Genomic DNA, 22,274 nt, shown 5'->3' with positions numbered 1-22,274 from the left:
ATGCGTGGCGGCCCGTGTGAACCTGGTCGAGGCCCCACCGGGCCGCCCCCCACGCATCCCGAGGAGTGACCAGCATGGGCATCGCCGACCAGTTCAAGGACAAGGCGAACGAGCTCGCCGACCGCGCGAAGGGCGCCAAGGACACCATGGACGACCGGAACCAGGACCGCGAGTCCACCGCCGACCGCGCCAAGGACGCGGCCGACAAGGGCCGCGGCAAGGCGCGCGACGCGGCGGACGACATGCGGGGGCGCGCCTCGGAGCGCTGAAGCCCATACGCGAAGGGGCGCCCCGGCACGTTCCGGGGGCGCCCCTTCGGCGTGCGGGGTGGGCGTCAGGTATACGTGGCCACCGTGTACGCGGTCGGCCCTGCGAACGGGCCTTCGCGTCCGTCGGTCATGTCCAGGACCTGGAATCCGGCGCGCTCCGCGTACTGTTCGAGCTCGCGCGGGAAGAGGACTCGTCTGCGGATCTCGTCCTGGGCCTGTTCCCCCGAGGGAAGCGTCCAGTGCCGGCGCATGGTGTTGATCTGCGTCCGAAGGTCCCACTCGTAGTAGATGGTCACGGTCGCCGGTCCGTCCGGAGTGCCGACTGTGGCGCTCATCGGGCCGGAGTCCGCAATGGGCGCGACGGGGGAGCACAGGACGAGCAGACCGCCGCGCCGGACATGGGCCGCGAACGTGGCGAACACCTGAGTGATCTCGCTGTTGCCGTGTACGTAGGCGAGGCTGTTGCCCAGACAAGTCACCACGTCCATGCGCCGCCCGAGCCGGGCCGTGCGCATGTCCCCGATGCGGATGTCCAGCGTAGGCCGGGTCCGCAGGGCGTAGCCGACCATGCCGGGCTGGAGGTCCAGGCCGACGCACTCGAAGCGTTCCGCCAGGGTGTGCAGGTCCCTGCCGGTGCCGCACCCGAAGTCGATCAGTGTCCGGGCGTCCGGCCGATAGGACTCGACAAGGGCCAGGCACATCCCGGCGCCGGTGCTGTCGGCCTGGACGGCGTCGTAGAGGGCCGGGTCCCGGTAGAGGAGATTGGTTGCTTCCACGGGCTCCGCTCCAGGGGCTGGTCACATGAGGCTCCGCAGCCCGGCTTCGAGAGCGAGGACGTCGCACAGCAGATCGGGAACGACGGGAGCCGCACCGGCGTCCTTGCGGGCCTTGGCGAGTGCCTTTCCGTCAACGTAGCCGAGATCGACCAGGACGGACTCTTTCAGCATGGTGTCGAGCATGGCCAGGCCGTAGCGTCGCAGCCCTGTTTCCAGGACGGTCAGGAAGTTTTCGGGTTCGGCCGGTGATGCCACCGCGTCCGGCAGCCCCGCACTCCTGATCCGTTCACGGAACAGAGCCTTCCCGCGTTTGTACTCGTGGGGCAGTTGCTCCATGAACCGGATGATCCTCGGGTGCGCGAGCGGGCTCATCGGCCAGACTCCGGCCCGAAGATGTCCCGGATTGTGCATTCCGAACGCCATGAGGGTCGGCACCGGCAGGACGGGGATGGGCGCCAGTTGCTCATTCACCTCCGTTCGCGCTCGTACCGCTGCCGGGCCGAGCCAGGGAACGGGCTCGGGCGAGGGCAGTTCAGCGCTGGTTCTGGAGTGGTGGGCGTTGACTTCGTCTCCGCCGCTTCCCGTGAAGACGACTTCGCACCTCCGGACGGCCATCTGCGTGCGCAGGGCGTCGAATGCCTCTTGATAGAACGCCCCGGCCGGATCATGCGGTCGACGCAGAGCGCGCACACCACCGGGACAGAACGGTGGGTACCGCATTGCGGGAACGGTCGTGTCCTGGAAACCGCAGTGATCCGCGTACGCCCGTCGCCGCTCACGCTGCGGGCCGCCGGAGGTTCCTCCGACCAGTAGACCGAAGCTGTGCACCTGTGGGAATCCGGTCGCCTTCACGCTGAGGGCGACATTCCCGGAATCCGCGCCCCCCGACAGTTCGACGCCCATACACCCCGTGGTGCACGGAGCTTCGCGCACTACGTCAGTCAATAGCCGGTCGAATGAGGCGAGCGGATCGACACCGGGACGCAGCGTGCGTGGTTCCAGAACATGCTCGGCGGGTTCCGGGTAGAGAACGGTGAGCCCGGAAGCGGTGAAGACGGCAGATGCCCGTTCGGTCAGGCGATACACACCATCGAACACGGTGTCGGACGTGTAGCGGTGCTGCCGTGTCAGAGTCCGTGCCACCACACGCGGCACCAAACGTTCGACCGACAGATACGGCCGCAGCGTGGCCAAGTCCCACGACACGTGCAGTTCGCCCGCGTTCTCCAACAGGTACAACGGGGCTGTGCCGAAGACCCCCACCGTGAGACGAGCTTCCCCGGAGGTCATGACGGCCTCGACGAAGTCGGCCTCGCCCTGCTTGTTCTCCTCCACCCTCACTCGCACCTGTGCTGCCTGGCCGGTGCAGACCTTCGTGACCAGCGCGGATACGCGCGCAGGCTCGACCCAACTTTCACCACTGACCCAACGCCCTCCCTCCTGCCTCCACCGGGGTGCGTGGAGATCGGCCAGGCGCAGACGCATCGACAGCATGTAGTCCCTCCCGGAGTCGTACGGCGGGGCGGGGCCGTGGGGCCCCGCCCCGCCTGTGTCAGTCCTGGATCACTTGGAGCAGTGGTCACCGTTGTTGTCGCCGCCGCCGGGCATCTTGTCGAGCAGCGCCGCCTCGACGGCGGGGATGCCGATGGTCAGGTCGCCGGAGAACAGTTCGTCCACGTTCATCGTTTTCTCCTCCTACGGTCGGAACGGTCCCCGCTGCCGATGCTGCGGTGGTCAACCCGTCCCGATTCCTCTCTCTACGCAACCGCGCGACCACGCACAGCGGTGCCGTTGTGGCGCAGCCGGGACTTGAAAGCCTTGAAAGACCGTGAGAGCGCGGGGGGTTGGGGATATGGCCAAGCGCGGTCCGAACGATTCGCTCGGGCGCCTGCTGGTCGAATGCCGCTGGACGCACCGTCAATTCGCGCGTGCTGTGAACCGCCTGGGTACCGAGACAGGCGCGCCCTCGCGCTACGACGAGTCAGCGGTAAGCCACTGGCTGGGCGGAACCGTGCCGCGTGTGGCCGTACGGGCATGCCTCCTGGAGGCCCTTTCGCGGCGTCTGGGGCGACCCGTGACGCACATGGAGGCTGGGCTGCCCGCTCCCCAGGATCAGCCCGCCACCGATACGGTCGGCTTGGAGAGCCTGATCGACCTCGGGAGGCAGGACATGGACCCCTCGCGCCGCAGTGTTCTCGGGGTCGGTCTGTTTTCCGTCGCCCTCACCATTCCCGGATGGACCGATGTCATCGGCCGTGCCGAAGCGGTCCAGTCCGGACGCGCACGCCGGATCGGCATGAGTGAAGTGGACATGGTCATCGCCATGACCGAGCGTGTCTCGGAACTGGACGATCAGTTCGGCGGACGGCACGCACGCCCGATGGCCGCCTCGTTCATGGTCAACACCGTGGCCCCCTACCTGCGCGCCGATGCCCCGTGCCATGTACGAAAGGCCATGTTGTCCGCAGCCTCGGACCTGCTCTACCTGACCGGTTACATGGCCGTGGACGAGGGACTGCACGGCCTTGCCCAGCGCTACTACGTCAAGGCACTGGAACTGGCCGGCGCCGCCGAGGACCACCTGACCTACTGCACCACACTGCGCGGCATGAGCGTCCAGGCAGTCGACCTCCGGCATGGGGGAAAGGCCATGGAATTGGCAGACGCCGCTGCGGCAGCCTCTCCCCAGGCCGGCCCCCGTATGCAAGCCTTCATCTCAGGCCAGCGCGCGCACGCCGCCGCGCAAATCGGCGACCGGACCGGAGCTCTGCGGTATCTCCGCGAGGCGGAAACCGCTATGGAACGCGCCGAGTCGCGCGGCACGACGTTCGGCTCGTACGACCCGGCTTCACTCAATTACCACGTCAGCCAAGTCCGTTACGAACTGGGCGACGTCTCCGGTGCCATTGCGGCCATGCAACTGTCCGACAAGGTGCGGTACAGCGTCTACCGGCGCGCTCGGGTCCGGCACCGTGCCGTGCTGGCCGAGCGACAACTGGAGGTCGGACACCTCGAAGCGGCCTGCGCCACCTGGCAGCTGGCCCTCGACGACTACCCGATGGTGCAGTCCGGTCGGGCCGATGACCGGATCAAAGCCATGTTCGGTCTTCTCCGTCCGCATCTGAGGAACGCCGCCGCGAGAGATCTCTACGAACGCGCACGGGCGATCACGCCGCCTGGTCGTATGTACTGAGTCCGGCCCTCGCGGCGCGTGCCCTTCGGCGTGCGGGGTGGGCGTCAGGCGGCCTTGACCGCCTCGATGAACGGTGCCCACGCGGCGGCGTTGACGACGAGAGCGGGGCCCTCGGGCCGCTTGGAGTCCCGGACGGGGACGAGGCCGGGGTGCCCGTCAGCCACTTCGAGGCAGTCGCCGCCGTCAGCGTTGCTGTAACTACTCTTCCGCCAGTCTGCGCCGAACAAGTTGATGGGGTTGCACGCCATTTCGATAGTCCTCTATTGCTGCTTCGACCGTGGCCAAGGATGAGTCCGGCGACATGGCGGCGGCCCTGAGCAGATCGTAGGACCTCCGATACTGCTTGACGATCCCGGGATCGTCGATCGTGTTCCCGTGGTACTGCCCCTCCGTGTAGAAGAGAGGGGGCGCGTCCGCGAAGTCGAGCAGCATGGCGTTGTTGTGCATGAGGGCATGCGCTCCCGTGTTCCACGGAACGACCTGCAAAATGATCCTTCCGCTTCTGGCGAGCCCAGCCACATGCTCCAGCTGTTCAGCCATCTGCTGCGGCGGCAGGACCGGTTGCCAGAGCAGAGTCTCTGGCAACACGATCCAGTACTCCGGGTTGCCCTGATCCAGAAGAAGCTGGGCCCGTTTCAGCCTGGCGTGGACCATCGTGTCGATCTGCTCGGGAGGCTTCACCACACGTTCGGCGCGGTACAACTCGCGGATGTACGGCTCCGTTTGCACCAGGCCGGGGATGACGGTGGGCGACCACTGCCCGATGACCAGCGCCTGCTTCTCCGCCTCCAGCACACGCTCGAAGTACCCGGCATGGCCCCTGCGCCGGGCCTTGCTCACGTCTTCACAGCGCCTGGCGAAAAAGCCGTCCGTGTTCAGCGCGCGGTCCATATGTACAGCGAGGTCCGGGGGCATACGGCGGTTGCCGTGCTCGATCTCGCTCAGCAGGGAGACGCTGCAGAAGCCGCCGGCGGCCAGTTTCTCCAGCGTGAGACCCGCCTTCTCCCGCTTGTAGCGCAGCTCTTTCCCGTAGAACTCGGGGACGCCCGCCGAGGCGTCGATCTCCTTGGCCACCGCCAACCGCCTTTCACACCTCGCTCTGTGGAGCGGAATCGGCTTCCACCGTAGAGCGTCGTGGGGCAGCGTGTGAGGGGTTCGTCACAGCAAGCAACCGAAAGGTGGACGGCCCTCATGGAGGACGCCCCGTACGACATCGGCCCGGAGATCGACGCATTGCGCGCGGCGCTCAAGGCCAACGGCATCACGCTGCCGTCATTGGGGGTTGACCCGCTGACGCTGGCGGGGTGGACGATGCGGGTACCGCTGATCGCGCTGGGTAACTGCAATGCGGAGACGGCGCGGCGGTTGGCCGAGGCGCTGAACAGGGCGGCGACGGGGGGATGAACGGGCTGCCCCTGACGCTGGAATTCCTGGCCGTGCCGGAGGCGGTACCGGAGCTGCGGCGGATGCTGCGGGCCCGGTTCGCGGGGGAGGACGCGGGCGATCTCCTGCTGTGCGTCAGCGAGTTGCTGACGAATGTGATCACTCACGTGGGGGAGCGTACGCCGGTGACGTTACGGGTGACGGCGACGCACTCGGGACGCGTACGGGTGGCCGTGAGCGACCCCGCCCCGGCGGTGTGGCCGATACTCCGCGAGGCCGGCCCGGAGGGCACGTCGGGTCGGGGGCTCCTGCTGATCGACGCGGTGGCGCTGAGGTGGGGCGTGGAGCAGAGCCCGTACCGCAAGACGGTGTGGTGCGAACTGCGTCCACCGACCCCGCGACGGGCGGTGCGTCCGGTGGGCGTCGGCAGCGCCGGGGGCGGGGCTCAGGTCGAGGCTTCGTAGGCTCGGCGTATGTCGGCCGGGATGCGGCCCCGGTCGTTGATCCGGATGCCGTGGGCGCGGGCCCAGGCGCGTACGGGGGCCTCGGCCTCGGGGCGGGGCGTGCCGTCCAGCTGGTCCGCGATGTCGTGGAAGAAGGTGGCGAGGGAGGGGTGCGTGTCCTCCTTGGGGTCTTCGCCCTCGGACCAGGAGCCGACCGTGCCGGTGAGGGTGTTCACGAAGACGCCGTGGAAACCGTCCGTCTCCGCCGCCACCGGCACCCACTCCCGCCGCCACAGCCCGTCCGCCGCCAGGTTCATCCGCTGCCCGTGGACGCGCTCGATGTCGGTCAGGCCGAGCAGCAGCGCGCCGCCGGGCAGGACGCCGGGGCAGCCCAGGGCGACCAGGGGCGCGTGTGCGGCGGGGCGCCGGCCGGCGTCGAGATCGACGGCGAGGAGCCAGCGGCGCAGGTCCCCGGCCGGCTCGACGCCCATGCGCGCGGCCGCGCCGGCCACGGCATCGGGATCGGGGGCGTCCGGGCCGCCTAGGGTGCGTGGGGCGAGCCGCGCAGTGATCCTGGCCCATGCCTGCTGTATGTCGTCCATGGCGCGACGGTACTGGTCGCCGGTGGCCCGACCTCACAGGGGAGGGACTGCCGACCTGGCTATTGCGGGCACACGCTGTTCCCGCGCCGGGCATACCGTCGTCCCACCAACGACCTCGCCGAGCGGTGAACCCTGGGGGGCACGTGTTCAACGGCATCCGCGCCATCATGATCTTCGCCGAGGACCCCGAGGAGTCCGCCCGCTGGTGGGCGGGGGTCCTCGACACGGACGCCCACGTCGACGTCGACGACACGACCGGCGCCGTGTACGCCTGGCTCGATGTCGCCGGCGTCGAGTTCGGGTTCCACCCCCTGGACGAGCAGCGCAACAAGCGCGGCGGCAGCCCGGTCCCGTACTGGGCGGTCGATGACGTCGACGCCGTTCGACAGCGTCTCCTCGACGCCGGTTGCACGCACCACCGCGGCCCCCTGGACATCGAGGACGGCACCGGCCGCACGATCGCCCAACTGATCGACCCGTTCGGCAATGTGATCGGAATCGACGGGTTCTGACTCCCTTGAGGCCCACTGTCCATGGGCGGCGAAGGGAGGCGGTGGTTCCCGTGTCAGCGGACCACGTCGAAGACGTTTTTCTGGATGCCGTTCGGGAACGCCTCGTGCTCCACGAGCTTCAGGTGCCGGGTGTCCTTGTCGGCCGCGCTGAACAGCCGCTTGCCCGCGCCGAGGAGGAGGGGGAAGACCAGGAGGTGGTAGCGGTCGATGAGGCCCGCGTCGGAGAGGGCGCGGTTGAGGGTGGCGCTGCCGTGGACGATGATCGGGGCGCCCTCGGTCTCCTTGAGCGCGGCGACGTCGTCCAGGGACCGCAGGATGTGGGTCTCGCCCCATGTGTCCACGAGGTCGTCCTCGGAGAGCGTGGTGGAGACGACGTACTTGGGCATCGCCTTGTAGCCGGCGAACTCCGCCATCCCCGGCCACACGGGGCTGAACGCCTCGTAGCTGACCCGCCCCATCATCAGTGCCCCGGCCTGCTCCTGTTCCCGGCCCTTGATCTCGTACGCCTCCGGCAGGAAGTCGATGTCCTTGAACGTCCAGCCGGAGTTCCGGTAACCGGGCTCGCCGCCGGGCGCCTCGACGACACCGTCGAGGGAGACGAACGCGGTGGTGATGAGGGTGCGCATGATGAGGTCCTCGCGGGGTGTGCGGTGAGCTTTACATGTGTAGAGACTGCGGCACACGGGAAAAGTCATCGGCGCGGCGCGCCGGTGCTCAGTGGCCGCCGCGCGGCTCGAAGCAGCCGGTCTCCATGAATCGGCCGTTGACCTTGACCTCGTAGTTGGTCGACTGCACGAACGCGGTCACACAGGCGTCGCGGCCGACGTAGAGGGCGACACTGGCGCCGGGGTTGCTGCCGGGGGCGTGGGGCTGCACGACGAGCATCCCCGGCCCCTGTCCGTCGCTCGGTGTCTCGTCGCGGTAGCCCAGTTCGAGGAGTTCCGCGCGTACCCGCTCGGCGTCCCAGGTCTTGGCCTTCCAGAGCCGTTCGAGGACCGGCTCGATGCGGGCGGCCTCCGTGCGGGCGGCCTTCTCGGAGGCGGGGGACATCTTCTTGGGGAACTTGAACGCGTTGTTCTCCCCGTAGTGCGGGGCGCCGTCGGGCACTACGGGCGCCACGTCGCCCTGCGCGCCGCTGGGCGAGGGCGAGGGCTCGGAGGAGGGGGAGTCGGAGGCGGAGGCGGCGGCGCTCAGGCTCGGGCCGGAGTCGGCCACCGTATCGCCGACGCGCTGCTCACCGCAGGCGGTCAGGGTCAGGGCGGCGCCCAGGACGAGACCGGCGGCGACGTAACCGGGCCTGGATATACGGGATATACGCATGGGGACGAGCCTGCCACGAGGCGGACGCGGCAGGCACCCGATCAGGACGCCGCACCCGAGGCCGCCGTCGTCGCCCGCGTCGCCCCCCGAGCGATCAGCGTTCACGGAGCCGGAGCCGCTTCACCTCGTCGTTGATCGCCCAGGCGTCCGCCACCGGGCCCAGGTGGCCGAGCTTGTCCGGGTTGATCACCGTGTGAATGGTCTGGATCTGCCCGTCCGGCGCGTCCAGCGACAGCACGTGGAGCACGGCTCCGTCCCGTACCCGGAACAGCGCGCCCGGCAGGCCGTTCACCTGGCGCGGCTCGCACGTGATGCCCGCGCGGGCCATCAGCGGGTACACCGTGGCGAGCAGGCGGGCCACGTTGTCCGCGCCCGCGACGGCCCGCGCCAGCTGCGGGGCCCGGCCGCCACCGTCCCCCACGAGCTGGACGTCGGCGGACAGCAGCTCGCGCAGCCCGTCCACGTCCCCGTGCGACAGTGCCTCGAAGAACCGGTCCGCCAGCTCCCGCTGCTCGACGCGGTCCGCCTCGAACCGGGGCCGCCCCTCGTGCATGTGGCGGCGGGCTCGTACGAGCAACTGCCGGCACGCCGCCTCCGAACGGCCCACCGCCGCCGCGATCTCGGCGAAGCCGAACGCGAAGACCTCCCGCAGCACGAACACCGACCGCTCCAGCGGGCTCAGCCGTTCCAGGAGCAGCAGCGAGGCCATCGACACCGAGTCGGCCAGCTCGGCGGCGCGCGCCGGGTCCGCGTACGGGTCGTCCAGCAGGGGTTCGGGCAGCCACGGGCCCACGTACTCCTCCCGCCGCATCCGCGCGGAGCGCAGCACGTCGATCGCGATCCGGGTCACCGTCGCGGACAGGAACGACTTGACCGACACGGGCCGGGTGGCCGTGGCGTCGTACCGCAGCCATGTCTCCTGCACCGCGTCCTCCGCCTCCGTGACGCTGCCCAGGATGCGGTAGGCGATCGAGAACAACAGCCCCCGCAACTCCTCGAACTCCTCGGCCTTGCCCATGCCGGTCCTCCCCGGGATTCGGTGCCGTCGGTCGCTTCCGGTCCGTCCGCTCAGTGCGCGTGGCCGCCGGGCTGATAGCCGCCCGCCGGCTGCTGCGTGATGATGTTCAGCCGGTTCACCGCGTTCATGAACGAGACCAGCATGACGAGCGCGGTCAGCTGCTCCTCGTCGTACAGCGCGGCGGCCCGCGCCCAGACCTCGTCGTCCACGCCGGCCGCCGCGTCGGCGGTCCGCGTCCCCTGCTCGGCGAGCGCGAGGGCGGCCCGCTCCTCCTCGGTGAACACGGTCGCCTCCCGCCACGCCGTGACGAGGTTCAGCCGCACCGCGCTCTCCCCGGCGGCGGCCGCCTCCTTGGTGTGCATGTCGACGCAGGCGGCGCAGCCGTTGATCTGGCTGACGCGCAGCGCGACGAGTTCCTGCGTCACGGCGGGCAGCGGCGACGCCTTCAGCTCCCGTCCGAACGCCATGAAGTACTTGAGCGCCTTGCCGGCGACGGGACTGGCGAAGTAGTCGAGCCGAGCGTTCATGGGGTGCTCCTCGGTGTGCGTAGGACGTGTACACCCCCCGAGACGAGACAGCGGCCGGGGCTGTGACATGGCTGCGGGAGCCCTTTAGGCTCACCGCATGAGAAAAGACGACACTCTCTTCGCGTCCCTCGAACCGTCGGGGGTGGAGCCCGCAGGGGCGGCCGAAGAGGAGCCGTTGGCCGACGCCAGTGCGGAGGCGCCTCGACGGGTACGTCCGACTCCGCACAAATCCAAGCTCGTTGAGCTGCTGAAGAACCCGAAGCTTCCCGATGAGGACATTCCCTCCGTCGAGGAGGCGATCGAGCGGTACACGTCATGGATCGATGCCATGACGCACCTTGACGCCACCGGCAATGAACTCGTGCGGCAACTCGTCGACCTCGCCAATGACTACAAGAAGGGCGTGGAGGTCGATCTGATCTGGGACAGCGGAAAGGACTTCCTCTTCAGGCAGCGGGGTCAGCTGAAGATCGACAACTCGATCATCGAGGAGTTCCTGCCCTGGCTGATCGATCCACGCGTCATCCCTGAGCTGGCCGACCAGGACCTGTACGCCGGCCCGGCCGGGGCTTTCGCCGCCGCCTATTTTTCGAGCTCCCTCACGGCGTCCACGGCCGACATCTCCATGAAGGTCAGGAAGAAGGACCAGGACTTCACGCTGAGCCGGCGCGCCTATCTGCAGGCGTCGTTCAAGCCGGACTTCCCCGCCGGCGCCTCCACCCGTATGGATGTGTGGCTGGCCTATGTGGCTGCCGAATGCAAAACAAATCTGGATAAAACGATGTTCCAGGAGGCGGCCGCCACCTCCCACGATCTGAAGGTCGCCGTACCGGCCGCCCGCTATTACCTGATCTGCGAATACCTCGACATGACACCCATCAGTACTGCTGGTACGGACATCGATGAGGTGCTGATATTGCGCGGGAAGAGGCTCGGCTCCAATCAGCGGAAGGAATACTCCTCGGCCGCCAACCGGAAGAGGCTGAGGTCGAAATATCTGGATTACCTGGAGAGTAATCCGATCAGGTATGATGTCGTACTGCGATTCGTCGATCACCTGCGATCACTTTTCGAGGCCAAAGATCCCGACGAAGAGGACGCTGTCGCCAAGGGATACTTTTAGGAAGCAGGAGCATGGACGTCGAGGAGACTTTCAACTCGGTTCGCAGGCGTGAATACGATCGCAGCTTCATCGGCCAGGCGGACCTCGACGTGCTCGTGCGGGAACGACGCAGCGCGCTTCCCTGGCGCGGTCAATTCACACCGGGGCTGGTGAGCAAGCTCCTCGACGCATATTATCCCGGCTCCGGAATCGTTTTCGATCCCTTCCTGGGGAGCGGCACCACTGTTCTGGAATGCATCCGCAGGGAAATTCCGTCCGCCGGTGTCGAGATCAACCCTGCGGCGTTGGAGCTCTCCGGCATCCTGGCGCTCGCCTCGCTGGACCGTGAGCGGCGGCTGCGCCTCGTGGATGAAGCCGCCGCCCGCATGGAGAAGGTGGCGGCGGCGGACCAGGGCACCCTCTTCGGTGAGTCGGCGGAGACCGTCGACGTCGTGGAGCATCTGCTCGATGGATACCGTGGCGCTGCCGACGAGAACGTGGAACGCATCTTCGCGACGACGCTGCTGCTGAGCATGAAGGACAAGAAGGAGACGGACGCGAAGAAGGTGTGGCGGGCCTGGAATCAGGTGCGTGACCTGATCGCGGACTTCCCGCTCGCCCCGGTGTCCTCACGCATTGTTCCCGGCGATGCGCGTCGAGTGCCCCTCGAAGACGGATGCGCGGGCCTCGTGGTCACCTCGCCGCCCTACATCAATGTCTTCAATTACCACCAGAACTACCGCCCGGCGGTGGAAATGCTCGGTTGGAACGTTCTTCCCGCCGCGCGGACGGAGATCGGCTCCAATCGGAAGAATCGCCAGAACAGGTTCCTGACGGTCATCCAGTACTGCATCGACATGATGCAGGCGCTCAGCGAGATGGAGCGGCTGGTGTCCAGGGCGGGGCACGTCGTCCTGGTGGTGGGGCGGGAGTCGAGAGTGCGCGGCGTAGCGTTCTCGAACTCCGAGATCGTGGCCATGCTGGCCGAGATCATTCCCAATCTTAAATTTGAACGATGGCAGGAGAGGAAGTTCACCAACAGGTTCGGAGTCGTCATCTACGAAGACGTCCTGTCCTTCGCGGTGGACAAGGAATCTCCCGCTCCTTCTCTGTCCGAGCAGAGCGCATTCGCGCGCGATGTCGCCCGCTACGTATTGTCCGAGGCGCTCGGGCAGGCAACGGGCGACGTGCGGGAAGACGTGCGGAGCGCCATCGAGGCCGTAGCCACGGTGAATCCCTCGCCGGAATTGAGCCTGCTGAAGGTCTGAGCGGGCGGAGCCGGGTGTCCGGCCCCGTCCCTACCTCGGGGGCAGTGGGGGCCTTCGGCGGTTGGGGGCCGTGTCGTAGGTGGGTGGGGTCGCCGGGGGGTGGGCGGCCAGGAGGTCGAGGGCGATGCGGACCGCGTCGTCCAGGACCGCGTAGCGGCCCTCCGCCCAGTCCAGCGGGGTGCGCAGCGCTTCCAGGTCGGGGGAGACGCCGTTGTTCTCGACGGACCAGCCGTACGTGTCGAACCAGGCCGCGTTCATCGGCACCGTGATCACCGTGCCGTCGCCCAGCCGGTGGCGGCCGGTCATGCCGACGACGCCGCCCCAGGTGCGCTGGCCGACGACCGGGCCCAGTTTCAGCAGGCGGAACGCGGCGGTGATCATGTCGCCGTCGGAGGAGGTCGCCTCGTCGGCCAGGGCGACCACCGGGCCCCTCGGGGCGTTGGAGGCGTAGGAGACGGGCTGCGCGTTGCGGGTGAGGTCCCAGCCCAGGATCGTCCGGGTGAGCTTCTCCACGACCAGCTCGCTGATGTGGCCACCGGCGTTGCCGCGCACGTCCACGATCAGCGCGGGGCGCGAGACCTCCATGCGCAGGTCGCGGTTGAACTGCGCCCAGCCGGAGCCGCCCATGTCCGGGATGTGGAGGTAGCCGCACCGGCCCCCGCTCAGCTCCCGGACCACCTCGCGCCGCTTGGCGACCCAATCCTGATAGCGCAGGGGGCGTTCGTCGATGAGCGGCACGACCGCGATGCGCCGGGGCCGCCCACCGCCCTCCGCCGGGCGGAACGTCAGCTCGACCGTCGTACCGCCCGCCGCCGCCAGCAGCGCGTACGGCCCGGCGACCGGATCGACCGGGCGGCCGTCCACATGCGTCAGCACCGCCCCCTCGCGGATGCCCGTACCGGCCAGCGGGGAACGCGCCTTGGAGTCCGACGAGTCGCCCGGCAGGATGCGCAGCAGGGTCCAGTCCCCGTCCCGGCACGCGAAGTTGGCGCCGAGCAGCCCGATCGCCCGCTGGTAGTGCGGCGGCCCCTCGTTGCGGCGCGCGGGCGACACGTACGCGTGCGAGGTCCCCAGCTCGCCCAGCACCTCGCGCAGCAGGTCCGCGAACTCGTCGGGCGTGGCGACGCGTTCGACCAGCGGGCGGTACTGGTCGAGCACCGCCGGCCAGTCGATCCCGCACATGTCCGGCTCCCAGAAGTACGAGCGGATGATGCGGCCCGCCTCCCCGTACGCCTGGCGCCACTCCGCCGCCGGGTCCACCTCGTGCAGGATGCGCCGCAGATCCAGGTAGACCGTGGAGTCGTTGTCGCCCGGCTCCGCCGCGGGGACGGCGCGCAGCTCGCCGTCGTCCATCACGACCAGCCGCGAGGCGTCGCCGCTGACCGCGAACCAGTCGAGGTGGCCGACGAGTTCGGTCCTCCTCGCCTTGGCGATGTTGAAGTGCTCCAGGGTCGGCCGGCCCGACATGTCCGCCGGGTTGGCGAAGGTCTCGCCGAGCGCCCCGGAGATCGGCCAGCGCAGCCACACGAGGCCGCCGCCGCTGACCGGGGCCAGCGCGGAGTACTTGGACGCCGACACCGGGAACGGCGTGACCCGGCTCTGCAGCCCCTCGAACTCGACGGTGACCGTGGACCCCTCCGTCATCCCCGCCTCCGCCGTGTCCACCGGGTCCAGGCCGCCCGCCGCGGGCCGCCCGTCGGGCAGCAGGGCGAACGGGGACGGGGTCGCCGAGGACAGCGGCACCAGGTAGGGGCGGCAGCCGAGTGGGAACGACAGGTCGCCCGTGTGCACGTCGTAGACCGGGTCGAAGCCGCGCCAGGACAGGAACGCCAGATAGCGGCCGTCGCCCGTGAAGACCGGGTTCTCGTCCTCGAAGCGGCCGTTGGTGACGTCCACGACGGTCGGCTCGCCCGGCCCCGAGATCCGGGCCAGCTTGATCTTGCGCAGGGAGCGGCCGATCCCCGGATGCGACCAGGTCAGCCAGTCGCCGTCCGGGGAGAACGCCAGGTCGCGGACGGGGCCGTTGACGGACCGGATGAGCTCGACGGGCTCGCCGGCGGGCGGCTCCCCGCCGGTGACCCCTTCGCCGGCCGCCGCCCCCTCACCCACAGCCCCCTCACCCACAGCCCCCTCACCCACAGCCCCCTCACCCACAGCCCCCACACCTACAGCCCCCTCACCCACAGCCCCCTCGCCCGTCGCCAGCAGCAGCAGCCGGCCGTCGTGCGAGGCGATGGCCAGCCGTTCGCCCTCCGGGTCCGCGACCAGCTCCAGCACCCGGCCGATCCGGCCCGATGCGAGGCGCCGCGTCGGGCGTTCGCCGCTGGCGCGCGGCAGCGGGGCGATCTCGATCGCGTCCTCGCCCTCCGCGTCGGTCACGTACGCCACCTGGTTCCCGCTGCCGAGCATCTCCGGCAGCCGCACCCGTACCCCCGGTGTGTCGGCGATGGTGCGGGCGGGCCCGTCGCGGTGCGTGAGCCAGTACAGGCTGCCGCGTACCGACACGGCACTCGCCCGCCCTGTCTCGTCCACGGACAGCGCGTCCACATTGCTCGACGCCGGCACCTGGTACGTACGCCGCCCCGCGCGCGGGCCGCCGAGGCGGACCGCCAGCCTGCGGGGGACGGCGTCCGGCGTCTCCAGGTCGTCCACCAGCCACAGCTCGCCCGCGCACTGGTAGACGATCCGGCGTCCGTCGCTCGACGCGTGCCGGGCGTAGAACGCGTCGTGGTCGGTGTGCCGGCGCAGGTCGGTGCCGTCCGGGCGGCAGGAGTAGACGTTGCCGACGCCCTCGTGGTCGGAGAGGAACGCGATCCGGCCGCCGACGAACATCGGGGTGTCGAGGTGCCCGCCGATGTCCGGGAGCAGCCGCTCGCCGTGCAGCCACAGCCGGCCCGTGGCCCCGCCCCGGTAGCGCTTCCAGGCGGCCGGTTCGTGCGGCGGGGTGCCGGTGAGCAGCAGGGTGCGGCGCTCGCCGTCGATGTCGGCGACCGCGATGTCGGAGACCGGACCCCAGGGCAGCTTGCCGCCCGGACCGCCGTCCGTGGGGACGCTGTAGGCCCAGGAGAAGTACGAGAACGGCTGGTTGTGCGAGGAGACGGCGAGGATCTGTGCCGCGTCGCCGGGGTCGGGCGTCCAGCCGCAGACCCGGGTGTCGGTGGACCCCCAGTACGTGAGCCGGCGGGACGGGCCGCCGTCGACCGGGGCGAGGTGGATCTCCGGGTCGAGGCTGCGCCAGGACGTGTACGCGATCCGGGTGCCGTCGGGGGAGAAGCGCGGATGGCCGACTCTGGTGCGGTCCACGGTCACCCGCCAGGCCCGGCCGGGGCGCTCGCCCTCCGCGGCGAGCGGGGCGACCCAGAGATCGTCCTCCGCCGCGAAGCAGAGCAGGTCCTCGTGGAGGTGCGGGAAGCGGAGATACGAGACGTCGTCACTCACCCCCCAATGCTTTCCGCGCCCGCAGGGCCCGGCAACTCAGGGAGACGCCCATTCTGTGGTGCGGGCCACAAGCGAAACTGTTCCGTTTCGCTAGGAGGCGGGGTTACCTTTCTACGGTACGAAACGGTTTCGTTCGGTTGTTCATCGGACAGGAGGTCGACCATGGCACGCACACGGCTCACGCCCGAGCGTGAGAGCGAGCTGTACGCCGTCGTGCTCGACCTGCTGCGCGAGGTCGGCTACGACGCCCTCACGATGGACGCCGTCGCCGCGCGTGCGCATTCCAGCAAGGCCACCCTCTACCGCCAGTGGGGGAACAAGCCGGCGCTCGTCGTCACGGCCCTGCGGCACAACAAACCCGTCACCCTCGGGGACGTGGACACCGGCACGCTGCGCGGTGACTTCCACGCCGTGCTCAGCCGCAGTGACGACTGTCAGATGGAGAAGGACGCCGCGCTGATGCGGGGTCTGAGCCATGCCGTCCATGACAACCCCGATCTCCTCCAGGCCCTGCGCGAACTGCTGATCGAGCCGGAGATGACCGGCCTCGACGCCCTGCTGCGCCGGGCCGTGGCCCGGGGAGAGGTGAGCGCGGACAATCCGGCGCTCAGATACGTACCGCACATGCTGGTGGGCGCCGTAGCCACCCGGCAGATGGTCGAGGACCGCCCCGTCGACCAGGCATTCCTCCTCGATTACGTCGACTCCGTGATCCTCCCCGCTCTCGGAGTCTGACCCCCAGGTCCCCGCGCTCCACCCGTACGGCCCTCTCCCCGAGTCCCACCTGACACGCCGCTCTCGTCGTCGGGCTGGTTCCACACGCCCATTTCCACACAACGACCTGACCGGGAGTACGCCCTCGTGGCCACATTCCTCTACAAACTCGGACGGCTCGCCTTCCGGCGCCGCCGTTACGTCGCCCTGATCTGGGTGGCGCTGCTGGCGCTCGCCGGGTTCGGCGCGTCCGCCGCCTCCACGGCGACCTCCAGCTCGTTCTCCATTCCCGGTACGGAGGCCCAGAAGGCCTTCGACCTGCTGGAACAGCGCTTCCCCTCCTCCAGTGCCGACGGTGCCACCGCGCGCGTCGTGTTCAAGGCGCCCGAGCACGAGAAGGTGACCGACGCGGCCAACAAGGCCGAGGTCAAGAAGATCGTCCGGGAGCTGAAGGACGGCTCCGACCAGATCGCCTCCGTCGCCGACCCGTACGCCGCCGACGCGGTCTCGCAGAACGGCTCGACCGCGTACATCTCGGTCTCGTACAAGGTCAACTCGATGGAGCTGACCGACGCCACCCGCGAGTCGCTGGAGGACGCCGGCACCCACGCCGAGAAGAGCGGGATGACCGTCGAGATCGGCGGTGACGCGCTCCAGGTGATGCCGGAGACCGGCGCCACCGAGATCATCGGCGTCGCCATCGCGGCCGTGGTCCTCGTCATCACGTTCGGCTCGCTCGTCGCGGCCGGGCTGCCCCTGCTCACCGCCCTGATCGGCGTCGGCATCGGCGTCTCCTCGATCACCGCCCTGGCCAATGTGCTGGACCTGGGCAACACCACGTCCACGCTCGCCATGATGATCGGCCTCGCGGTCGGCATCGACTACGCGCTGTTCATCGTCTCCCGCTACCGCGCCGAGCTGGCCGAGGGCCGGGAACGCGAGGAGGCGGCGGGCCGGGCGGTCGGCACGGCCGGGTCCGCGGTCGTCTTCGCCGGGCTCACCGTGGTCATCGCCCTCGTCGGCCTGGCCGTCGTCAACATCCCGATGCTGTCCAAGATGGGCTTCGCCGCGGCCGGCACGGTCGCCATCGCGGTCCTCATCGCGCTCACCATGGTCCCGGCCATGCTGGGCTTCGCCGGAAAGCGGGTCCTGGGCCGCAAGGCGCGCGAGGCCGCCGAGGCGGGGACCACGCGCGAGGCCAAGGCGAACATGGGCACCCGCTGGGCCCGGTTCGTGCTGCGCAAGCCCGTCTGGGTGCTGCTCGTCGGTGTGCTGGGCCTCGGCGCCATCGCCGTACCGGCCGCCTCGCTGGAGATGGGCCTGCCGGACGACGGCTCCCAGCCCACCAGCACCACCCAGCGCCGCGCCTACGATCTGCTCTCCGACGGCTTCGGCCCCGGCTTCAACGGGCCGCTGCTGGTCGTCGTGGACACCGAGGACAGCGCGGACGGCAAGGCCGCGGCCAAGCAGGTCGGCGACGAGATCGCCGACATCAAGGGCGTCGCCGCCGTCACCCCGGCCACGTTCAACAAGGCCGGCGACGCGGCGATGATCACCGTCATCCCGAAGGACCGCCCCAGCTCCGTCGAGACGGAGAACGTCGTCCACGCCATCCGCGACGCGGGCGACGGCTTCAAGTCCGACACCGGCGCCGAGGTGCTGGTCACCGGCGCCACCGCGATGAACATCGACTTCTCGCAGAAGATGAACGACGCGCTGCTGCCCTACCTGGCGCTCGTGGTCGGCCTCGCCTTCCTGCTGCTGATGGTGGTCTTCCGCTCGGTGCTGGTGCCCCTCAAGGCGGCGCTCGGCTTCCTGCTCTCGGTCGTCGCGGCCCTGGGCGCGGTCGTCGCGGTCTTCCAGTGGGGCTGGCTCGGCTCGCTCTTCGGGGTGGAGCAGACGGGCCCGATCATGTCGATGATGCCGATCTTCATGGTGGGCGTGGTCTTCGGCCTCGCGATGGACTACGAGGTCTTCCTCGTCACCCGGATGCGGGAGGCGTACGTCCACGGCGAGACGCCCGGCCAGGCCGTCGTCACCGGCTTCCAGCACGGGGCGCGGGTCGTCTCGGCCGCCGCCGTGATCATGATCGCGGTGTTCGCCGGATTCATCGGCTCCAGCGAGCAGATGATCAAGATGATCGGCTTCTCGCTCGCGATCGCGGTCTTCTTCGACGCGTTCGTCGTCCGCATGGCGATCGTGCCCGCAGTCCTGGCGCTGCTCGGCCGCCGCGCCTGGTGGCTGCCGCGCTGGCTGGACCGCGCGCTGCCCAACGTGGACGTCGAGGGCGAGGGCCTGCGCAAGGAGCTGGGCGAGCCCACCGGCGGTGAGGGCGGCCCGGAGGGCGGCGAGCGCGAGCTGGCCCGCGTCTGATCCGCGTCGGTCCGCGTCGGTCCGGGTCCGACCCGCGTCCGAACGGCTTCTGATCCGCTTCTGATCCGTACGTACGACGGAGCCCCCGTGCAGCGATGCGCGGGGGCTCCCGTATGTCCGGCGTCCGTTCCGGCGGCGGCGTCCGGGCTCAGGCGTGGGCCGGGGCCTCGACCTCGCGGTGCGTACGCCGCAGGAAGCGGACCAGCGGGGCGCAGTCGAACTGGACGACGTCGACACCGGCGGTGTCGTGCCGCTCCACGACCACCTGGACCCGGCCGCAGGGCCATATCCGCCAGCCGTCCTGCTCGACGGGGTAGCGCAGCCCTCGTTCCAGGAGCTCCCGGTCGACGGCCCACTCGGTGCCGCCGGGGTAGGCGAGGTGCACGGTCGCCGGGTCGTCCGCGCTGTCGAACCGCAGCTCGACGGGGACGACGGGCAGGTCGCGGGCGTCGGTGACGAGCCGGGCTCGGGCATGGTCATGGATCACGGGGGGCATGGACCGACTCTCCTCCTACTTCTGCAACTTTGTTATCTAATGTCCCATATTTTACGTAAAGGGCATTGCGGAGCTCCTTGGCGGTTGTCGCGCAGGCGGGTAGTTGTCGCGCAGGCGCTCTTGCGAGTGCTTTGCAACAAGCCCCTATCATTGAGAGGTTCATGACCGATCCCGCGCACCCGGCGCAGCGACGCGAGAACGCAGGAAGCGGAGCCTCTTCATGCATGTACCCGACGGATTCATCAACGCACCTGTCTCGGCCGTCACAGGCGTCGTCGCCGCCGGGGCCGTGGCCGTCAGTCTCAAGGGGGCCCGGCGGGAACTCGATGAGCGCACCGCACCGCTGGCAGGGCTCGTCGCCGCGTTCATCTTCGCCGTGCAGATGCTGAACTTCCCCGTCGCGGCCGGCACCAGCGGCCATCTGCTCGGCGGGGCGCTGGCCGCGATCCTGGTCGGGCCCTACACCGGGGTGCTCTGCATATCCGTCGTCCTGCTGATGCAGGGCATCCTCTTCGCGGACGGCGGGCTCACCGCGCTCGGCGTCAACATCCTCGACATGGGCGTCGTCACCGTCGTCGTCGCGTACGCCCTCTTCCGCGGCCTGCTCGGCGTGCTGCCGCGCACCCGCCGCTCGGTGACCGCCGCCTCCTTCGTCGCCGCGCTGGTCTCCGTACCGGCCGCCGCCTGCGCGTTCACCCTGCTGTACTGGATCGGCGGCACCACGGACATTCCTATCGGCAAGGTCTTCACGGCCATGGGCGGCGTACACGTCCTCATCGGCATCGGCGAGGCCCTGATCACCGCGCTCACCGTCGGCGCCGTCGTCGCCGTCCGCCCCGACCTGGTGCACGGCGCGCGCGACCTCGCCGCCCCGCTCAAGCTCCGCGTGGACGGCGAACTGATCGACGCCCCCGCCCCGGCCGCCGCCCCCGGACCCGCCCCGGCCGCCCACCGCCCGACGCGCGGCCTGTGGATCACCGGCCTGGTCACCGCCCTCGTGCTGGCCGGCTTCGTCTCCTTCTACGCCTCCGCCAACCCGGACGGCCTGGAGAAGGTCGCCGCCGACAAGGGCATCGACCAGGAGGTCAAGGACCACGCCGCCAAGGACTCCCCGCTCGCCGACTACGGCGTCAAGGACGTCTCCAACGCCCGGCTCTCCGGCGGCCTCGCCGGGATCATCGGCGTCGGCGCCACCCTCGTCGCGGGCAGCGGCGCCTTCTACGTGGTCTCCCGCCGACGGCGTGCGAAGGACGACGCCGCCGCCGGCCACCGCACCGACGAGAACGTCTGACATGGGCGCCGGCCACGCGCACAAGCTCTACCGGCACGGGCACTCGCCCGTTCACGAGCTGCCGCCGCACTGCAAGCTCGCCGCCGTCTTCTGCTTCGTCGTGGTCGTCGTCTCCACACCCCGCGAGGCCGTGTGGGCGTTCGGGCTGTACGCCCTGCTCATCGCAGGCGTCGCCGCGCTCGCCCGCATCCCGGCCGGCTTCCTGCTCAAACGGCTGCTCATCGAGGTGCCGTTCGTCGCGTTCGCCGTGCTCATGCCGTTCGTGGTGCCCGGCGAGCAGACGCACGTCCTCGGCCTCTCCGTCAGCGTCCCCGGCCTCTGGGGCGCCTGGAACGTCCTGGCCAAGGGCACGCTCGGGGTCGCCGCCTCCGTGCTCCTGGCCTCCACCACCGAACTGCGCGAACTGCTGCTCGGCCTCCAGCGGCTCAAACTCCCGCCGCTGCTCGTCCAGATCGCCTCCTTCATGATCCGCTACGGGGACGTCGTCAGCGACGAGATGCGCCGCATGTCCATCGCCCGCCGCTCCCGCGGCTTCGAGGCGCGGGGCGTACGGCACTGGGGCGTCCTCGCCAAGTCGGCCGGGGCCCTGTTCATCCGCTCCTACGAACGCGGCGAACGCGTCCACCTCGCCATGGTCAGCCGGGGCTACACCGGCTCCATGCCCGTCATCGACGAGGTGACCGCATCCCGCACCCAGTGGGCGTACGCCGCGGCCCTCCCGGTACTCGCCCTCGCCGTGTGTCTGGTGGGATGGACCATATGAGCAGCCCCGACCCCGCCCCCGTACCGCCCTCCCTGGAGGTCAGCGGCCTCGCCTACGCGTACCCCGACGGCCACCAGGCCCTCTTCGGCGTCGACCTGACCGTCGCGCGCGGCGAACGCGTCGCGCTGCTCGGCCCGAACGGCGCCGGCAAGACGACCCTGGTTCTCCACCTCAACGGCATCCTGGAGGCGGGCGCCGGGACCGTGCGCGTCGCCGGGCTGCCCGTGGACAAACGGAACATGGCGGAGATCCGCCGCCGCGTCGGCATCGTCTTCCAGGACCCCGACGACCAGCTCTTCATGCCCACCGTCCGCGAGGACGTCGCCTTCGGCCCCGCCGCCGGAGGACTGCGCGGCGAGGAACTGGAGGAGCGGGTCATGGAGGCGCTGCGCCAGGTCGGCATGGAGGAGTACGCCGGCCGGCCGCCGCACCACCTCTCCTTCGGCCAGCGCCGCCGCGTCGCCGTCGCCACCGTCCTCGCCATGCGGCCCGAGATCCTCGTCCTGGACGAGCCCTCCTCCAACCTCGACCCGGCGTCCCGGCGCGAACTCGCCGACATCCTGCGCTCCCTGGACGTCACCGTCCTCATGGTCACGCACGACCTGCCGTACGCGCTCGAACTGTGCGGGCGCGCCGTCATTCTCAGCGACGGCGTCATCGCCGCCGACGACCGCACCCAGGACCTGTTGTGCGACGCGGCCCTGATGCGCGCCCACCGCCTGGAACTGCCCTTCGGCTTCGACCCGCGCTCCGTGACGGTCAACTCCGGGTGACCCTGGGCCCCGT

The 22,274-nt window shown here is 69.7% G+C and carries 23 protein-coding genes; 12 read left to right on the top strand and 11 right to left on the bottom strand.

Going from position 1 to position 22,274, the window contains the following annotated elements; translation table 11 throughout:
- Positions 1–74: 74 nt before the first annotated feature.
- On the top strand, positions 75–269 hold the full coding sequence (locus OG710_RS11205) for a hypothetical protein (protein WP_330239201.1): 195 nt from the start codon (positions 75–77) through the stop codon (positions 267–269).
- Positions 270–334: 65 nt separating this feature from the next.
- Here OG710_RS11205 and OG710_RS11200 read toward each other — a convergent pair whose 3' ends face one another.
- Both OG710_RS11200 and OG710_RS11195 read right to left on the bottom strand, forming a co-directional pair.
- Positions 335–1,045 (bottom strand): class I SAM-dependent methyltransferase, encoded by a 711-nt coding sequence (locus OG710_RS11200; RefSeq protein ID WP_330239200.1) that lies wholly within the window; start codon positions 1,043–1,045, stop codon positions 335–337.
- Between the two features lie 21 nt (positions 1,046–1,066).
- On the bottom strand, positions 1,067–2,380 hold the full coding sequence (locus OG710_RS11195) for an asparagine synthase-related protein (protein ID WP_330239199.1): 1,314 nt from the start codon (positions 2,378–2,380) through the stop codon (positions 1,067–1,069).
- Between the two features lie 517 nt (positions 2,381–2,897).
- Between OG710_RS11195 and OG710_RS11190 the strand changes: the two genes are divergently transcribed.
- A complete protein-coding gene (locus OG710_RS11190) occupies positions 2,898–4,238 on the top strand; it encodes a tetratricopeptide repeat protein (RefSeq protein WP_330239198.1) in 1,341 nt (446 codons plus the stop codon).
- Between the two features lie 44 nt (positions 4,239–4,282).
- On the opposite strand, the gene OG710_RS11185 is transcribed toward OG710_RS11190, so the two are convergent.
- Both OG710_RS11185 and OG710_RS11180 read right to left on the bottom strand, forming a co-directional pair.
- Positions 4,283–4,486, bottom strand: a complete 204-nt coding sequence (locus OG710_RS11185; RefSeq protein WP_330239197.1) for a DUF397 domain-containing protein — start codon at positions 4,484–4,486, stop codon at positions 4,283–4,285.
- Positions 4,437–5,318, bottom strand: coding sequence for a helix-turn-helix domain-containing protein (locus OG710_RS11180; protein WP_330239196.1), 882 nt, complete (start codon positions 5,316–5,318; stop codon positions 4,437–4,439). The genes OG710_RS11185 and OG710_RS11180 overlap by 50 nt, the downstream gene beginning before the upstream one ends.
- Before the next feature lie 111 nt (positions 5,319–5,429).
- Between OG710_RS11180 and OG710_RS11175 the strand changes: the two genes are divergently transcribed.
- Together OG710_RS11175 and OG710_RS11170 are read left to right on the top strand one after the other, a co-directional pair.
- A complete protein-coding gene (locus OG710_RS11175; protein WP_330239195.1) occupies positions 5,430–5,642 on the top strand; it encodes a hypothetical protein in 213 nt (70 codons plus the stop codon).
- Positions 5,639–6,085, top strand: a complete 447-nt coding sequence (locus tag OG710_RS11170) for an ATP-binding protein (RefSeq protein WP_330239194.1) — start codon at positions 5,639–5,641, stop codon at positions 6,083–6,085. The genes OG710_RS11175 and OG710_RS11170 overlap by 4 nt, the downstream gene beginning before the upstream one ends.
- Here OG710_RS11170 and OG710_RS11165 read toward each other — a convergent pair.
- Positions 6,067–6,666, bottom strand: coding sequence for an Lsr2 family DNA-binding protein (locus tag OG710_RS11165; RefSeq protein WP_330239193.1), 600 nt, complete (start codon positions 6,664–6,666; stop codon positions 6,067–6,069). The two genes, OG710_RS11170 and OG710_RS11165, sit on opposite strands and share 19 nt — an antisense overlap.
- Positions 6,667–6,809: 143 nt before the next feature.
- Between OG710_RS11165 and OG710_RS11160 the strand changes: the two genes are divergently transcribed.
- Positions 6,810–7,178, top strand: a complete 369-nt coding sequence (locus OG710_RS11160; RefSeq protein WP_330239192.1) for a VOC family protein — start codon at positions 6,810–6,812, stop codon at positions 7,176–7,178.
- Between the two features lie 53 nt (positions 7,179–7,231).
- Here the strand turns inward: OG710_RS11160 and OG710_RS11155 are convergent, their stop codons facing one another.
- From OG710_RS11155 to OG710_RS11140, 4 genes are all read right to left on the bottom strand, one after another.
- Positions 7,232–7,804, bottom strand: coding sequence for a dihydrofolate reductase family protein (locus OG710_RS11155; protein WP_330239191.1), 573 nt, complete (start codon positions 7,802–7,804; stop codon positions 7,232–7,234).
- Between the two features lie 88 nt (positions 7,805–7,892).
- A complete protein-coding gene (locus tag OG710_RS11150) occupies positions 7,893–8,498 on the bottom strand; it encodes a hypothetical protein (protein ID WP_330239190.1) in 606 nt (201 codons plus the stop codon).
- A gap of 94 nt (positions 8,499–8,592) precedes the next feature.
- Positions 8,593–9,516, bottom strand: a complete 924-nt coding sequence (locus tag OG710_RS11145) for an RNA polymerase sigma-70 factor (protein ID WP_330239189.1) — start codon at positions 9,514–9,516, stop codon at positions 8,593–8,595.
- A gap of 50 nt (positions 9,517–9,566) precedes the next feature.
- Positions 9,567–10,043, bottom strand: coding sequence for a carboxymuconolactone decarboxylase family protein (locus OG710_RS11140; protein ID WP_330239188.1), 477 nt, complete (start codon positions 10,041–10,043; stop codon positions 9,567–9,569).
- A gap of 97 nt (positions 10,044–10,140) precedes the next feature.
- Between OG710_RS11140 and OG710_RS11135 the strand changes: the two genes are divergently transcribed.
- Both OG710_RS11135 and OG710_RS11130 read left to right on the top strand, forming a co-directional pair.
- Positions 10,141–11,166, top strand: a complete 1,026-nt coding sequence (locus OG710_RS11135) for a Bpu10I family restriction endonuclease (RefSeq protein ID WP_330239187.1) — start codon at positions 10,141–10,143, stop codon at positions 11,164–11,166.
- Between the two features lie 11 nt (positions 11,167–11,177).
- Positions 11,178–12,413, top strand: a complete 1,236-nt coding sequence (locus OG710_RS11130; RefSeq protein ID WP_330239186.1) for a DNA methyltransferase — start codon at positions 11,178–11,180, stop codon at positions 12,411–12,413.
- Positions 12,414–12,443: 30 nt separating this feature from the next.
- On the opposite strand, the gene OG710_RS11125 is transcribed toward OG710_RS11130, so the two are convergent.
- The gene (locus tag OG710_RS11125) at positions 12,444–15,851 is read right to left on the bottom strand and encodes a S41 family peptidase (protein ID WP_330239185.1); all 3,408 of its coding nucleotides are present in this window, start codon (positions 15,849–15,851) and stop codon (positions 12,444–12,446) included.
- A 162-nt stretch (positions 15,852–16,013) separates the two neighbouring features.
- On the opposite strand from OG710_RS11125, the gene OG710_RS11120 reads away from it, so the two are divergent.
- Together OG710_RS11120 and OG710_RS11115 are read left to right on the top strand one after the other, a co-directional pair.
- Positions 16,014–16,586 (top strand): TetR/AcrR family transcriptional regulator, encoded by a 573-nt coding sequence (locus OG710_RS11120; protein ID WP_330239184.1) that lies wholly within the window; start codon positions 16,014–16,016, stop codon positions 16,584–16,586.
- Between the two features lie 126 nt (positions 16,587–16,712).
- A complete protein-coding gene (locus tag OG710_RS11115) occupies positions 16,713–18,938 on the top strand; it encodes an MMPL family transporter (RefSeq protein ID WP_330239183.1) in 2,226 nt (741 codons plus the stop codon).
- A 148-nt stretch (positions 18,939–19,086) separates the two neighbouring features.
- Here the strand turns inward: OG710_RS11115 and OG710_RS11110 are convergent, their stop codons facing one another.
- Complete coding sequence (locus OG710_RS11110) at positions 19,087–19,434, bottom strand: SsgA family sporulation/cell division regulator (RefSeq protein ID WP_330239182.1); 348 nt, start codon at positions 19,432–19,434, stop codon at positions 19,087–19,089.
- A 220-nt stretch (positions 19,435–19,654) separates the two neighbouring features.
- On the opposite strand from OG710_RS11110, the gene OG710_RS11105 reads away from it, so the two are divergent.
- From OG710_RS11105 to OG710_RS11095, 3 genes are read left to right on the top strand one after another with little or no spacing between them, the layout of a single operon-like run.
- A complete protein-coding gene (locus tag OG710_RS11105; RefSeq protein ID WP_330239181.1) occupies positions 19,655–20,725 on the top strand; it encodes an energy-coupling factor ABC transporter permease in 1,071 nt (356 codons plus the stop codon).
- A gap of 1 nt (position 20,726) precedes the next feature.
- The gene (cbiQ, locus tag OG710_RS11100) at positions 20,727–21,488 is read left to right on the top strand and encodes a cobalt ECF transporter T component CbiQ (protein ID WP_330239180.1); all 762 of its coding nucleotides are present in this window, start codon (positions 20,727–20,729) and stop codon (positions 21,486–21,488) included.
- The gene (locus OG710_RS11095) at positions 21,485–22,261 is read left to right on the top strand and encodes an energy-coupling factor ABC transporter ATP-binding protein (protein ID WP_443064237.1); all 777 of its coding nucleotides are present in this window, start codon (positions 21,485–21,487) and stop codon (positions 22,259–22,261) included. Before cbiQ ends, OG710_RS11095 begins: the two co-directional genes overlap by 4 nt.
- The last annotated feature ends 13 nt before the right edge of the window (positions 22,262–22,274 follow it).

Origin of the sequence: Streptomyces sp. NBC_00525 (genome assembly GCF_036346595.1) — a bacterium.
Taxonomy (GTDB): domain Bacteria; phylum Actinomycetota; class Actinomycetes; order Streptomycetales; family Streptomycetaceae; genus Streptomyces.
Note: the sequence above shows the minus strand (reverse complement) of the source record. Positions and strands in the feature narration are given on the sequence as shown.

Excerpts from the sequence above, each read along its gene's own strand:
- OG710_RS11205 (WP_330239201.1), top strand. The coding sequence starts at position 75 with ATGGGCATCGCCGACCAGTTCAAGGACAAGGCGAACGAGCTCGCCGAC.
- OG710_RS11190 (WP_330239198.1), top strand. The coding sequence starts at position 2,898 with ATGGCCAAGCGCGGTCCGAACGATTCGCTCGGGCGCCTGCTGGTCGAA.
- OG710_RS11185 (WP_330239197.1), bottom strand. The coding sequence starts at position 4,486 with ATGGCGTGCAACCCCATCAACTTGTTCGGCGCAGACTGGCGGAAGAGT.
- OG710_RS11175 (WP_330239195.1), top strand. The coding sequence starts at position 5,430 with ATGGAGGACGCCCCGTACGACATCGGCCCGGAGATCGACGCATTGCGC.
- OG710_RS11170 (WP_330239194.1), top strand. The coding sequence starts at position 5,639 with ATGAACGGGCTGCCCCTGACGCTGGAATTCCTGGCCGTGCCGGAGGCG.
- OG710_RS11165 (WP_330239193.1), bottom strand. The coding sequence starts at position 6,666 with ATGGACGACATACAGCAGGCATGGGCCAGGATCACTGCGCGGCTCGCC.
- OG710_RS11155 (WP_330239191.1), bottom strand. The coding sequence starts at position 7,804 with ATGCGCACCCTCATCACCACCGCGTTCGTCTCCCTCGACGGTGTCGTC.
- OG710_RS11150 (WP_330239190.1), bottom strand. The coding sequence starts at position 8,498 with ATGCGTATATCCCGTATATCCAGGCCCGGTTACGTCGCCGCCGGTCTC.
- OG710_RS11145 (WP_330239189.1), bottom strand. The coding sequence starts at position 9,516 with ATGGGCAAGGCCGAGGAGTTCGAGGAGTTGCGGGGGCTGTTGTTCTCG.
- OG710_RS11140 (WP_330239188.1), bottom strand. The coding sequence starts at position 10,043 with ATGAACGCTCGGCTCGACTACTTCGCCAGTCCCGTCGCCGGCAAGGCG.
- OG710_RS11135 (WP_330239187.1), top strand. The coding sequence starts at position 10,141 with ATGAGAAAAGACGACACTCTCTTCGCGTCCCTCGAACCGTCGGGGGTG.
- OG710_RS11130 (WP_330239186.1), top strand. The coding sequence starts at position 11,178 with ATGGACGTCGAGGAGACTTTCAACTCGGTTCGCAGGCGTGAATACGAT.
- OG710_RS11120 (WP_330239184.1), top strand. The coding sequence starts at position 16,014 with ATGGCACGCACACGGCTCACGCCCGAGCGTGAGAGCGAGCTGTACGCC.
- OG710_RS11110 (WP_330239182.1), bottom strand. The coding sequence starts at position 19,434 with ATGCCCCCCGTGATCCATGACCATGCCCGAGCCCGGCTCGTCACCGAC.
- OG710_RS11105 (WP_330239181.1), top strand. The coding sequence starts at position 19,655 with ATGCATGTACCCGACGGATTCATCAACGCACCTGTCTCGGCCGTCACA.
- cbiQ (WP_330239180.1), top strand. The coding sequence starts at position 20,727 with ATGGGCGCCGGCCACGCGCACAAGCTCTACCGGCACGGGCACTCGCCC.
- OG710_RS11095 (WP_443064237.1), top strand. The coding sequence starts at position 21,485 with ATGAGCAGCCCCGACCCCGCCCCCGTACCGCCCTCCCTGGAGGTCAGC.